General features: G+C 66.1%; 10 protein-coding genes. 6 read left to right on the forward strand and 4 right to left on the reverse strand.

All coding sequences use genetic code 11. From position 1 onward, the window contains the following. Positions 1 to 108: 108 nt before the first annotated feature. Complete coding sequence (locus HRUBRA_RS04025; protein WP_144244375.1) at positions 109 to 423, reverse strand: hypothetical protein; 315 nt, start codon at positions 421 to 423, stop codon at positions 109 to 111. Positions 424 to 694: 271 nt separating this feature from the next. On the opposite strand from HRUBRA_RS04025, the gene HRUBRA_RS04030 reads away from it, so the two are divergent. From HRUBRA_RS04030 to HRUBRA_RS14600, 6 genes are all read left to right on the forward strand, one after another. Further along, a complete protein-coding gene (locus tag HRUBRA_RS04030; protein ID WP_035514725.1) occupies positions 695 to 2,455 on the forward strand; it encodes a DUF885 domain-containing protein in 1,761 nt (586 codons plus the stop codon). Positions 2,456 to 2,623: 168 nt separating this feature from the next. Beyond that, positions 2,624 to 3,682 (forward strand): efflux RND transporter periplasmic adaptor subunit, encoded by a 1,059-nt coding sequence (locus HRUBRA_RS04035; RefSeq protein ID WP_161787595.1) that lies wholly within the window; start codon positions 2,624 to 2,626, stop codon positions 3,680 to 3,682. Then, the gene (locus HRUBRA_RS04040) at positions 3,682 to 6,816 is read left to right on the forward strand and encodes an efflux RND transporter permease subunit (RefSeq protein ID WP_084592435.1); all 3,135 of its coding nucleotides are present in this window, start codon (positions 3,682 to 3,684) and stop codon (positions 6,814 to 6,816) included. The genes HRUBRA_RS04035 and HRUBRA_RS04040 overlap by 1 nt, the downstream gene beginning before the upstream one ends. Before the next feature lie 51 nt (positions 6,817 to 6,867). Further along, entirely contained in the window at positions 6,868 to 7,410 is a 543-nt protein-coding gene (locus HRUBRA_RS04045) for a PepSY domain-containing protein (protein ID WP_035514726.1), read from the forward strand. Positions 7,411 to 7,715: 305 nt separating this feature from the next. Then, on the forward strand, positions 7,716 to 8,894 hold the full coding sequence (locus tag HRUBRA_RS04050) for an LssY C-terminal domain-containing protein (protein ID WP_052094356.1): 1,179 nt from the start codon (positions 7,716 to 7,718) through the stop codon (positions 8,892 to 8,894). Positions 8,895 to 9,384: 490 nt separating this feature from the next. Then, positions 9,385 to 10,689, forward strand: coding sequence for a PKD domain-containing protein (locus HRUBRA_RS14600; RefSeq protein WP_052094357.1), 1,305 nt, complete (start codon positions 9,385 to 9,387; stop codon positions 10,687 to 10,689). Between the two features lie 25 nt (positions 10,690 to 10,714). Here HRUBRA_RS14600 and recQ read toward each other — a convergent pair whose 3' ends face one another. Genes recQ through HRUBRA_RS04070 form a run of 3 tightly spaced genes read right to left on the reverse strand, consistent with a single transcriptional unit; the run spans position 10,715 to position 13,234 of the window. After that, positions 10,715 to 12,544, reverse strand: a complete 1,830-nt coding sequence (gene recQ, locus HRUBRA_RS04060) for a DNA helicase RecQ (protein ID WP_052094358.1) — start codon at positions 12,542 to 12,544, stop codon at positions 10,715 to 10,717. A 3-nt stretch (positions 12,545 to 12,547) separates the two neighbouring features. Further along, positions 12,548 to 12,979, reverse strand: a complete 432-nt coding sequence (locus HRUBRA_RS04065; RefSeq protein ID WP_035514727.1) for a type II toxin-antitoxin system VapC family toxin — start codon at positions 12,977 to 12,979, stop codon at positions 12,548 to 12,550. 12 nt (positions 12,980 to 12,991) lie between these two features. Then, entirely contained in the window at positions 12,992 to 13,234 is a 243-nt protein-coding gene (locus HRUBRA_RS04070; RefSeq protein WP_035514728.1) for a FitA-like ribbon-helix-helix domain-containing protein, read from the reverse strand. Between the last annotated feature and the right edge of the window lie 217 nt (positions 13,235 to 13,451).

The following is a 13,451-nucleotide window of genomic DNA, read 5'->3' on the forward strand; positions in this document are numbered from 1 at the left end:
GGGGGGGGTGCCGGGGCGCCGTTGCCAGTGCTGGCTCGTCGACCCCGGTTCAGTGAGTATTGCAGCCCGGCGAGCCGGGTTGGCTGTCGCGGTTCGTTTGTTCGGGCCTCAGCGTCCGGCGACCAGCTCAGAGCGATCGAGGTAGCTGTCCAGTTCGCGATTGTAGGCCGCGGCGACCTGGATCAGCTTCGAGCGCAGGCGGTTGTGCAGCATCGGGTGCAGTTCCCGGCAGGCGAGGAAAGCATCGCCTTCGGCAATGTATTCGTTCACGGCCGCCTGGGCAGAGAGCATAGTGCCCTCGTTGGCGGTCGTGCCATCGGGAATGCTCGGTTGCGTTGCCGGCATGGCCTGGGGGCACTCGGCCTGCGCCTGGGCGGCAAGGGCCAGTGCGGCGCTGAACAGCAGGGGTTTTGCGAGCTTCATGATCATCATCTCCAGCCTTGCGTCACCTCGCGGGCTGCGAAGTGTTACCTTAAGGTACACCTGCAGTGTGCCCATGGATTGGGCCGATTGGCGGATTTTAGGGTTATTTCAGGCCAAAGGCCCGCCATTGGCCTGATATGACCCTATTTTGTGTTACCTAACGTAACGCGCCATGCCTCCGGGCCTGCGAAGAAGGTGGCTGCACCGGGCCGCTGGTACCTGCCGTGATCATCGGTTAAGGTCCGGCAGATGCCATTACCGGGGTCATCATATGGTCAGGGTCCTGTTTTTAGGCCTGTTGCTCACCGTCGCCGGCTGCGCGACAAACACCGGGACCGGGGACGCTTCCGCCAATGAGCGGCTGCGTGCGCTCTATGAGCGCGAGTTCGCCTGGCGTCAGGGCGAGGAGGGCTACCGTCGCCGCGAGGACGGCGACTGGGAGCGCGGTCCGGTCTGGCCGGATGTCAGCCCCGGGGCCCAGGCGCGCCGACTTGCCTATTGGGAGCAGGCCCTGGCTGAACTGGCGACGATTCCGCGCGATGCGTTGAGTGAAGATGAGCAGGTTAACGCCGCGGTCTTTGAGGAGATCATCTCGGCCCTCGTCAGCAACGCCCGCTTTCGCAGCTACGAGGCGCCGCTCAACTCCGACACTTTCTTCTGGGGCGGGTTGCACCCACGCGGCAGCGGGTTTGACGATGAGTCCGCCTATCGGCGCTACCTCGCGCGGCTGCGGGATCTACCCCGTTATTTTGCCCAGCAGCAGGCCAACATGCGCGCCGGCCTGGCCCGTGGTTATACGCCGCCGGCGGTGACCCTGAAAGGGCGCGAGCAATCCATCCTGCCCTACCTTGCCAGGGGGCGCGCCAATCCCTTCTGGGAGCCCCTCGAAGGCCTGCCGGGGCACCTTGACGACGCGACCCGGGAGGCACTCCGGGACGAGGCGCTGATCGCCATCGATGAGGCCGTGGTGCCCGCCTACGGCGCTTTGCTGGCATTCCTGCGCGAGGAGTACCTGCCGGGTGCGCGGCGCAGCCTCGCGGCCCGCGATCTGCCGGACGGCGAAGCGTTCTACCGGGCTCAGATCCGCCGCTTTACGACCCTGGACCTGGATCCGAAGACCATTCACGAGACGGGCCTTGCCGAAGTGGCGCGCATCCGTGCCGAAATGCTCGCGGTCAAGGACGACGCCGGCTTCGAAGGTGACCTGGACGCCTTCATCGCCTTCCTCCGCACCGATCCGCAGTTTGTTGCCGACAGCCCCGAAGAGCTGCTCGGCGTCTCGGCCTACGTGGCCAAACGCATGGATGGTCATCTCGATGAGGTGCTGGGCTTCCTGCCGCGGCGCCGTTTCACGATCCGCCCCGTGCCCGACGCCATCGCGCCGTTCTATACCGGCGGACGCGGCGGGCTCGAGGCCTGCCTTATGAATACCTATGACCTCCCCTCGCGGCCGCTTTACAACATCCCTGCCCTCACGCTCCACGAGTGCGCGCCGGGCCACGCCCTGCAGGCGGCTATCGCGCTGGAGGCCCCCGGGAGTGTCCCGGAGTTCCGCGCGCGCAACTACTTCTCCGGCTACGGCGAGGGCTGGGGGCTCTACACGGAGTGGCTGGGCAAGGAATTCGGCATCTACCGCACCCCCTACGAGGACTTCGGCCGCCTGTCCTATGAGATGTGGCGCGCCTGTCGCCTGGTCATCGACACCGGGGTGCACTACTTCGGCTGGAGCCGCGAGCAGGCCCTCGACTACCTCGCCCGGCACACGGCGCTGTCGACGCACGAGGTGACCACGGAAGTGGACCGCTACATCTCCTGGCCCGCGCAGGCCCTGGCCTACAAGCTGGGTGAGCTGCTCATCCGGGAGAAGCGCACTGAGGCGGAGCAGGTGCTCGGCGCGGACTTTGATCAGCGCTATTTCCACGACGAGATCCTGCGGCTGCGCTCGGTGCCGCTGTCGGTGCTGGAGGATGCGCTGGATGCCTGGATTGCCGCCGGTGGTCCGGACCCCTACGCCGATCGCTCCGGGGCTTGAAGGCCCTGACGCCGACGCCGCAAAACGCGGTATCATGGGTGCATTCTAAAAAACTTATCGTCCACAGCGAGTGAACCCGCATGGCTTGCTGTGGTCTCTGGTATTCCCGACGCCTTGCGGCCGACAGGTGGAAGCGTGCGCCTATGGATGCGCATTGCACAGGAGATCATGAAAAAAATCGTCGCTGGACTAGTCGCCCTTACCGTCGTCGGCGTCATCGCCTGGCCCAAGGTGGCACCCCTGCTTACCGAGGAGGCGGCCGCACCGGGGGCATCGAAACCCGCGCCGGCGGTGCGCACCGTGCGCCTCGCGCCCCAGCCTTTTGAGAGTACGCTGACCTTCAACGGTACCCTCGTGGCGGACAAGGCCATCGATCTCAAGAGTGAGCTGCGCGGCAAGATCGAGCGCATCGCCTTCACCGATGGCCAGCTGGTCGAGGCCGGCGATCTGATTGTGACTATTGAGTCCGGGGAGCTGGTGGCCGAGCTTGAGTCCGTGCGGGAACAGCTTTCCCTCGCCGAGACCAACGCGGAGCGGCTGCAGAGCCTGTTCGAGCGAGGTTCGGTAACGGCCAGCGAGCGCGACGATGCGGTCAGCCAGCGGGAGGTGTTTCGCGCCGAGGCGCGGCGCCTTGCGGTGCGGCTCAAGAAGACGCGGATCAACGCACCCTTTGCGGGCACCCTGGGTCTGCGGGCAGTGAGCCCCGGGGACCTGATCGAGGCCGATACGCTGATCACGACCCTGCAGACCGTAGCCGATCTCAAGGTCGATTTCAGCGTTCCCGAGCGCTATCGCGCGCTGCTGAACCCGGGCACGCCGGTCAGCCTGCGCGTTGCCGGCTATGACGCACCTTTCAGTGCCCGGGTGCGGGCGGTCAGCCCCCGGGTGGATCTCGCTACGCGCACGGTGACCGTGCGTGCTGACGTTGCCAACCCCGAGCGCAAGCTCCTGCCCGGGAACTATGCCCGCGTGCAGCTGGTGTCGCGCAACCCCGAAGCGCTCCTGGTGCCGAGCATCGCCGTGCTCCAGAGCCTCGAGGCCATCAGCGTGTTCACCGTCGAGAACGGGGTCGCGGTGCGCCGCGAGGTGAAGACCGGTGGCCGCAGCGCGGCGCAGGTGGAAATTCTCCAGGGCCTCGAGCCCGGCGATGAGGTCATCACCGCCGGCATCCAGGGGGTCCGCGACGGCCAGACCGTCAACGTCCGCAAGATCCCGGACGTCAGCTGATGCGCCTTCATGAGCTGTCTATCCGCCGGCCGGTGCTGGCGATTGTCATGTCCACGGTCATCGTGGTGTTCGGGCTCATTGGCCTTCGCGAGCTGCCCGTCCGGGAGTTCCCCCTCGCTGAACGGCCCCTGGTTTCCGTGCAGTCCAGCTATCCGGGCGCCAATGCGACGGTAATCGAGAACCAGATCACCGAGCGCCTCGAGGAAGAGATCAACTCTGTCTCCGGTATCCGCACCCTGAAGGGCACCAGCCGCGAGGGGCGCAGTACCGTCTCCGTGGAATTTGCCCTCGGTGACGACCTCGACCGGGCCGCCAATGACGTCCGCGACCGGGTCGCGGCGGCTGTGCGCCAGCTCCCCGACGATGCCGAGGCGCCCACGGTCTCCAAGGCCGACGCCGACGGTGATCCGATCATCTTCCTGAACGTGCGCAGCAACCAGCGCAGCCTCCTTGAGCTGTCCGCCATGGCGGACAACCTGTTCAAGACCCGTTTCGAGACCATCCCCGGCGTCGGCCAGGTGGATATCTGGGGCGACAAGGAATACGCCATGCGCCTGTGGCTGGACCCGGATGCGCTGGCAGCCCATGGTCTTACCGCCATCGATGTACGTGAAGCTTTCCAGGCGGCCAACGTGGAACTGCCCACGGGACGTATCGAGGGCAACAGCATTGACCTCAACATCCGTACCCTGAGCCGCCTGGGCGAAGACCCGGAGCAGTTCAACAGCCGGGTCATCAAGCGCGAGGGGGACCGGGTGGTGCGCTTGCGCGACGTCGGTTACGCCGAGCTGGCACCCCTCAACGAGCGCACGGTGCTGCGCCGCGACGGCGTCACCATGGTCGGTGTGGCTCTGCGACCGCAGAGCGGCGCCAACGAGATCGCCATCGCCGACGAGTTCTACCGGCGCCTTGAGGTGATCAAGCGGGACCTGCCGGAAGACGTCGAGGTTGCGATTGGCTTCGACACCAGCCGCTTCATCCGCGCCAGCATCCAGGAAGTGCTACAGACTCTGGTCATGGCCCTTGCGCTCGTCTGTCTGACCATTTTCCTGTTCCTGCGCGAGTGGCGCACCACCGTAATCCCGGTGATCACCATTCCCATTGCCCTGACCGGCACTTTCTTCGTGCTTTACCTCGCCGGTTTCTCCATCAATGTGCTCACGCTGCTCGGCCTGGTGCTTGCCATTGGCCTGGTGGTCGACGATGCCATCGTAGTGGTGGAAAACATCTACAAGCGGGTGGAGCGCGGGCAGCCGCCGCGGCAGGCGGCCGCCGCCGGCGTGCAGGAGATCTTTTTTGCCGTTATCGCCACCACCCTGGCACTGGTGGCCGTGTTTGCGCCGCTGGTGTTCCTCGGGGGCCTCACCGGCGTGCTGTTCCGCGAGTTCGGCATCACCCTGGCGGCGGCGGTGGTGATTTCCTCCTTTGTGGCGCTGACGCTGGCGCCCATGCTCTGCAGCCGCTTCCTCAAGAACCGGACGCGCCATCCCGCCTTTTATCGGGCGACGGAGCCGCTCTTCAACGGCCTGGCCGAGGGCTACCGGGGCTGGCTGCGCGCCTTCCTCGCCCGGCGCTGGCTGGCGCCGCTGATTCTGCTCATTTCCTTTGCGCTGATCGTGCTGCTCTACCGCACGCTGCCGGAGGAGCTGGCGCCGCTGGAGGACCGGGGCATGCTGGTAGTCCTCGCCGACGGCCCCGAGGGCGCCGGCTTCGATTATATGTTCGACGGTATGGACCGGCTCGAGGCGGCTGTGCGCGAGGCGGTTCCCGAGGATGCGCTGGACGCGATCATTACCGTGACCTCTCCGGGCTTCGGCGCCTCTACGACCACCAATACCGGTTTCTCCCGGGTCGTGCTGACGCCCCCGGAGGAGCGGGAATTGTCACAGCAGGAAATCGCGCCGAAGGTGGCGGCCGCGTTGGCCGGGTTGCCGGAAGTGCGTGGCTTTGTCCGCCAGCCCGCCACCATCAGCGCCGGCAGCAGCCGCGGCCTGCCGGTGCAGTTCGTGGTGCAGAACTCGGACCGCGACAAGGTGCGCGAGATCATCCCGACCTTTCTGGAGCGGGCCCAGGCCCGCCCGGAGTTCAGCTTTGTGCAGGTGGACCTCAAGTTCAGCCAGCCGGAGCTGGTGCTGGATATCGACCGGGATCGCGCCGAAGCCTTCGGCGTAAGCACCCGGGAGATTGCCGATGTGGTGCAGGCGTCGCTCTCTGGCCAGCGCTATGGCTACTTCCTCAAGGACGGCGAGCAATACGAGATCATCGGTCAGCTCCTCCGCGGAGCGCGCAACGACCCCGGTGACCTGTCACGGCTGCTGGTGCGCAGCGCCGATGGCGACCTGCTCCCGGTGGACAACCTGGTCACGCGCCGGGAGCAGAGCTCGGCGCCGGTGCTGTTCCGCTTCAACCGCTTCACGGCGGCGACCTTTTCCGCCAACCTCTCCGAGGGCTATACGCTGGGTGACGGCATCGACGCCATGCGCGCCGTTGCCGATGAGGTCCTTGATGAGAGTTACAGTACCGACCTCGATGGGCAGTCCAAGGAATTCGCCGATACGGGTAGCAGCCTGCTGTTCGTATTTGCCTTTGCCCTGCTGCTCATCTACCTGGTGCTGGCCGCGCAGTTCGAGAGCTTCCGCGACCCACTGGCGATTATGCTGACGGTGCCCATGGCGCTCACCGGTGGGTTGCTCACGCTCTGGTACTTCGGTCAGACGCTGAGTATCTTCTCGCAGATCGGTCTGATCATGCTCATCGGTCTGGTTACCAAGAATGGCATCCTGATTGTCGAGTTTGCCAATCAGCGTCGCGCCGCGGGCCTGTCCATCGCGGAAGCCGTCGAGGATGCGGCGGCGGCCCGCTTCCGCCCCATCCTCATGACAACCCTGTCCACGGTCCTGGGCACCCTGCCCATCGCCCTGGCCCTCGGCGCCGGCGCCCAGAGCCGTATTCCCCTGGGCCTGGCGGTGATCGGCGGCATGCTGGTCGGGTCGTTCCTGTCCCTGTTCATCGTGCCGGCGGCCTACCGGGTGCTGGCCTCGAAGCTGGCCCCGGAGGCCGGGGCTACGGGGCCGGGGCCCGCCGGCGCTGCCGACGGTGCCCTGCCGGGGCCCGCCCGGCAAAGGCTGGATTGATGCCGCACCGCCATCGGCTATGATGGCGGTGCGCTTTTCGGAGATATCGCCATGAACCGTCGCCTTTTCATCACTATCCACCTGTACCCTTCGTCCTTCTTTGCCGCTGCGGTGCTCCTCGTGGCTATCAGCGGCGGGCTGTACCTCGTCGGCGTAAAGGGGGAAGTGGCCGAGACGGTGGTCACCTCCTTGCCGAAGGCCGGGCGCGGGCCGCTCGATGCCCTGAGCAAGGCCGACATGCAGGCGCTGCTTGCGGATGCCGGGGTGGAGGATTTCGACTTCGATTACGTGCGCCAGAGCGGCAAGCGAGCCTACACGCGGCCGACCTCCCGCACCCACTACCTCGTCGACGCGACGGGCCCGGCCGTGGATATCATCCGCCGCGAGCCGGATTTGCAGGCGCGCATGATCGAGCTGCACAAGGGCCACGGCCCGACGGTCTTCAAGACCTTCCAGAAGGTGTTCGCCCTGGGCATGGTCTTCATCATCCTGAGCGGCCTCTGGCTCGGGCTCACCGCGCCGCGGCTCGTGCGCAACACGACGATCTCCTTTGGCGCGGGCCTGGCGCTGTTCCTGGTGCTCGTACTGGCTTGAGGGCCTAGCGCTGCGGACGCATTAAACTCGAAGGAATCCTGATGTTGCCGGTACGGGGTTGGTCAATGGCGACATCGCTTCCCAGCCACGAGCGAAGGCCGGCCGGTGCCGAAGGTAGCGGGCCATGGACGCGATCTTCACGCTGTTCTTCGAAAAACAGTACTGATCGCGCCTCGCGCGAACGTCGCCCCGTCTTTGGACTCTGCGTCCTGACAGCTGCGAGGCGCCTGCGTCCCGGGAGGCTGGCGCTGCTGTGCAGCGCGCTGTTGCTGACGGCCTGCGTCACGCCAGCGTGGAAAACGCCCATGCCTGCGGCACAGTCCGCCTTCATGGAGCGGCTGGCTACGGCGACCGACGGTGACCTCACGGTGCGGACGGGTGTACCGAGCCGGGAGGAGGCAGAGGCCGTTTTCGGCACCTCGCTCTATGCGGATCGCATCCAGCCGGTGTGGATCGAGGTGCAGAACCGCGGTGCGGCCTCCTGGGTACTGCTGCAGCCCGGCATCGACCCGCATTACTTCTCACCGCTGGAAGTCGCCTACCAGCGCCATGCGGGAGACGCCGAGACGCGTCGTGCCATGGACTGGTTCTTCTACCGTGAGGCCTTTCACGGGCCGGTGGGGCCTGGCGAGACGGTCTCGGGCTTCGTTTTCAGCAACGTCAACGAGGGCGCGAAGGCTATTCAGGTCGACCTCCTTGCCGACCATCAGGTCAAGTCGTTCACCCTTGTAGTGCCGGTTCCCGGGCTGGTGACCGATGTGAGCCAGGTGGATCTGGCTAATCTCTACCCGGAGATCGCTAACCTTGAGACGGAGTCGCAGCTGCGGGCGCGGCTGGCCGCGCTTCCTTGCTGTACGACCGACCGGGAAGGCGACGCTAACGGCGACCCCCTGAATATCGTGATGGTGGGAGACCGGTCGCACATCTTCGCCGCCCTGGTGCGTCGCGACTGGCACCAGACCGAGGTGACCTACTCGAAGTCGGCCATGAAGACCGCGTTCTCCTTCCTCTTCGGCAGCCGCTACCTGTACTCGCCGATCAGTCCCCTCTACGTGTTCGGGCGGTCCCAGGACATCGGCCTGCAGAAGGCGCGGCAGTCCATCAGCCTGCGCAACCACATGCGCCTTTGGCGTGCCCCCTTCGATTTTCGCGGCCGGCAGGTTTATGTCGGCCAGATCAGCCGGGATGTCGGGGTCCGCTTCTCGGCGCGCACGATCACCACCCATGCCATTGATCCGGACATCGACGAGACCCGGGACGGACTCGTTGCCGACCTCGCCTATTCACAGGCCCTGGCGAGGATCGCCTGGGTAAGGGGGGCTCAAGCCTCGACGCTGGAGGACACGCACTACAACTTGTCGCCTGACCCTTACTATTCCGACGGCCTGCGTGCGGTGATGTTCTTCGAGGAGCGTCCCACAGGGCTGGCGGAGATCGAAATTCTGGATTGGGCACGACACCGCGCTGGCGACGCGCTGCGCTGACGGCTCGCGCCTGTTTATCGCCCCGGGGTTCCGTGAACCGCCATCGGGCAGGCCGTTGGAGGTTTTTCCCCAGGGTGGTGCGGCATAGCTGCGCTGGCATTGCCATTTCCTGCTTTTTACAAGGATATCGTCGGGCATACTTTTCCCGGTCTGCGGGCGGCTTTTCCCCTCCGACCTGAAATCTCTTGCAGAGGGGCGAGTGCCGCCGGAACTCATGCGTCTAACTTTCAATGCCTGCGGCCCTTGCCTCTGGACCGCATTGTTCAGTCCCCTGTTTGCTACCGCGCAGCCTGCCACGGCCCAAACGACGTATTCCGGTATCACCTTTGCGGATGGTGAGGCGTCCTTCGCGGATGTGGTGGTCAGCTACACTCGCGGTGACTTCCCTTCGGGTACTTCGCTCTGCCAGACGCCGGAAAACGCGCTTGGGCCCCCGGACCGGTCGAGTGTGTCCTGTGGCGGTTATGTTTCTCTCGGGCAGGGAGGCGTCTTGACGCTGGAGTTTGAGGGAACGGCTGTGCTCGTCGCAGGGGGAACTACAACGCCTGATCTTCACATTTTTGAAATCGGCAGCGCCGTCGAGGCGTTTCGCGTCGAAATTTCTCAGGATGGATCCGCGTGGATAACTATCGGCGAAGTCAGCGGCCAGCCCAGCAGTGTGGATATCGACGCCAGCCCGGATGTTAATACTGGTGATACCTTCGCTTTCGTGCGTCTCACTGATATGTCAGGCACGAATAACGGCGCTGACATTGATGCGGTAGGCGTGAATCCCGACTTCCCGGCCCCGACAAGCGATGCCGGGGCGGATCAGGCTGTGGCCTCCCGGCAATCGGTCGTGCTCGATGGTACAGGATCTTCCTCCGGCGTTAACGGCCTCCTGATTACCTACGCCTGGACACAGCTATCGGGCAGCAGCGTTTCGTTGACTGATCCGACCTCGGCGACCCCGGCTTTTGTTGCTCCTCTGGTCACCGTGGGCAGTGCAGACGAGGCACTGGTTTTTGAACTGGTGGTCACCGACGAGCTGGGGCAGGCATCCAACGCCGACACCATCACAGTGAGCGTCAGTCCCCCCGACGACACTCCACCCACGGCCGATGCGGGGCGGGACCAGGCGGTTGTGTCGGAGGCAACGGTGACCCTGGATGGCTCCGGCTCCCGTGACCCTGATCCGGGCGACAGCATCAGCTACCAGTGGCGGCAGCTTTCCGGTCCGGTGGTCAGCCTGAGTGATGTGACTGCGGCAGCGCCGTCTTTCACTGCGCCGGAGCGCCTGGTGACTGATGAGCCGATAACGCTCGTTTTCGAGCTGGTGGTGACGGACTCCCAGGGTGAGAGTTCGGTGCCGGACCAGGTAACGATCACCGTCAGTCCGCCGGGCGACACTCCACCCACGGCCGATGCGGGGCCGGATCAGGCGGTTGTGTCGGAGGCAACGGTGACTCTGGATGGCTCCGGCTCTCGCGACCCTGATCCGGGCGACAGCATCAGCTACCAGTGGCGGCAGCTTTCCGGTCCGGTGGTCAGCCTGGGTGATGTGACTTCCGCAGCGCCGGGTTTTACTGCGCCGGAGCTTCTGGTCACCGATGATCCGCGGACGCTCGTTTTCGAGCTGGTGGTGACAGACCTCCCGGGACTGCAATCAGCTCCCGACAGAGTGCTGGTCACGGTGTCGCCGCCCCGGCTCGTGCCGCCTCACCCGGTTGCCGTCTGGCCCCCAGGCGCGCTTTTTGTGCTGCTGGCAGCCCTTGCGGCGTTGGCTTATCGCAGCCAGGCACTGATGATCCGATAGGCGACGACTGCGGTCCCCTGCGGAGTCAGTCGGTCGTGCCCTGCTCGCGATGCTCCAGGATCACGGCCAGAAAGGCCGGCCCGTATTTCTCCCGCTTGCGCTCGCCCACGCCGCTGATCGCCCCGAAGGCCTCAAGGTCTTGCGGCCGTTCGAGGCAGAGCGCCTGCAGCGTGCGGTCGTGGAAAATGACGTAGGGGGGCACGCCCTGTTCCCGGGCCAGCTCCATGCGGCAGCTGCGCAGGGACTCCCAGAGCGCGGGGTCGAGGTCGGCATCGGGGAGTGATGCTTTTTCCGTCCGGCGCCGGGCCGCTCCGCCCGCGGGCCGGCTGTCCCGGCGCAGGGGCAGGGCCTCCTCGCCCTTGAGGAGCGGCCGCGCTTTTTCGCGCAGGCGCAGGGCGCCGTAGCGCTCCAGGTCCACGGCCAGGTAGGCCCGGGCGACGAGCTGGCGGAAGACGCTGCGCCACTGGTTCACATCCAGGGCGTTACCGACGCCGAAGGTAGGCAGGTTGTCGTGGGCGAACTGCCGCACCTTGTCGCTGTCCACCCCCCGGAGCACGTCCACCAGATGGCCGACGCCGAAGCGCTGGCCGGTGCGGTAGACGGCCGACAGGGCCATGCGCGCTGCCTCGGTGCCGTCCCAGGTGTCCACGGGCTCCAGGCAGGTGTCGCAGTTGCCGCAGGGCTCGGCCAGCTCCTCGCCGAAGTAGGCGAGCAGCGCCTGGCGGCGGCAACTGGTGAGTTCGCAGAGGCCAAGCATGGCGTTCAGGCGCTGCTGCTCGGCGCGCTTGTGCTCTTCGCTGCCCTGGGAGCTGTCCATCATCTGCCTGAGCTTCATCACGTCCTGCAGACCGTAGACCAGCCAGGCGTCGGCCGGCAGCCCGTCACGGCCGGCGCGACCGGTTTCCTGGTAGTAGGCCTCCACGGTCTTCGGCAGATCCAGGTGCGCCACGAAGCGCACGTCCGGCTTGTCGATGCCCATGCCGAAGGCGATGGTGGCGACCATCACCAGCCCCTCCTCGCGCAGGAAGCGGGCCTGGTTCGCGGCGCGCTCGGCGCTATCGAGGCCGGCGTGGTAGGGCAGGGCCTCGAAACCCTGCTGGCGCAGCCAGCGCGCCGTCTCGTCGACCTTGCGCCGGGACAGGCAGTAGACGATGCCCGCGTCCCGCGGGTGCTCGTCGCGCAAAAAGCGCAGCAGCTGCTGCCGCGGGTTGTCCTTCAGAGCCATGCGGTAGCGGATGTTGGGCCGATCGAAGCTGGCAATGAACTGCCGCGCTTCCTCAAGGCTGAGGCGGCGGGCGATCTCCGCCCGGGTGCGCGCATCGGCGGTGGCGGTGAGGGCAATGCGCGGCACGCCCGGGAAGCGCTCTGCGAGGATACTGAGCTCGAGGTAGTCGGCGCGGAAGTCGTGCCCCCACTGGGACACGCAGTGCGCCTCGTCGATGGCGAAGAGGGCGATGGACGCCTCGTCGAGGAGGGCCTGGGTCCGCGGCTGCAGGAGCCGCTCCGGGGCGACATAGAGCAGGTCCAGCTCGCCGGCGCGCAGGGCGCGCTCCACCGCCGCGGCGCTAGCCGGGTCGAGGCTGGAGTTCAGGTAGGCGGCGCGCACGCCGAGCTCGCGCAGGCTGTCCACCTGGTCCTGCATGAGAGCGATGAGCGGTGAGACCACGACGCCGCAGCCGGAGCGCACCAGCGCCGGCAGCTGGTAGCAGAGCGACTTGCCGCCGCCCGTGGGCATGATGACCAGCGCATCGCCACCGGCCAGCAGCGTGTCGACGATAGTCTCCTGCGGCGGGCGGAAGCTGTCGTAGCCGAAGACGGCCTGCAGGGTGTCGCGGGCGGTGGGGACGGACTGCACGGGTCAGGCGCCTTCCGTCGCTTGCCAGGGGTCGATGACCGGGATGCCGCAGCCCTCGAAGTTGGTGACGTTGCGGGTCGCCAGCGCGGCGCCGTGCGCCCGGGCCGTCGCGGCGATCTGACAGTCCGGGAAACTGATCGGCCGGCCTGCCTTTTGCCGAGCCGCAAACACCTCAGCAAAGGCAGCAGCGGCCGCACTGTCGAAAGGCACGACGCGGCCCGCGAAGTCCTCCGCGATCATGGCGTCGATGGCATCGAGCAATTGTCGACGCCGCCTGCCCGGCGGCAGGATGACCGCGCCCCGGCGCAGCTCGCCCTCGCCGACGGCACTCAGGTAAAGCGCCGAGGCCTTATGGGCCCCGAACCAGGCCAGCACCGCGGGGGCGGGGTCGGGGCGCATCAAATCAGAAATGACGTTGGTATCGATCAGGATCACCGGCCCGGGGCCTCAATCGAAGTGTGGAGGTTCGGGCATCGGCTCGCGCAGCGGCAGGTCCAGGTCGACGCCGCCGAGGGCCGCGAAGCGACGATGGATGACAGCACCGAGATTTCCCGGTGCCGGGGCGTTGCCGACGGCCCGCCGGAGAATTTCCCGCGCTTCTTCTTCCATGGAGCGCCCGTGCTCTGCCGCGCGGATGCGCAGCCGGCGCTTCAGGCTGTCTTCGAGGTTGCGGATCGTGATGCTTGCCATGCGGGCCTCCTGTCCCTGGGTACCATTTTAAGCGTTGACAGCAATGCAATCAATGCAATCAGTCCTGCTTGTCTGCAGTGGTTAACTCACGGCGGCTCACTGACTGTGGCTCGCAGAAACGCTAGCAACTATCGCCCGCGGAGGCTATGACTACTGGAAGGCAGATTCAGCCACGCCACCTTTCACGCTACTCGCACCTTCGAAGCCCAGCAAAGGT

The sequence above is a fragment of the Pseudohaliea rubra DSM 19751 genome (assembly GCF_000764025.1).
Taxonomy (GTDB): domain Bacteria; phylum Pseudomonadota; class Gammaproteobacteria; order Pseudomonadales; family Halieaceae; genus Pseudohaliea; species Pseudohaliea rubra.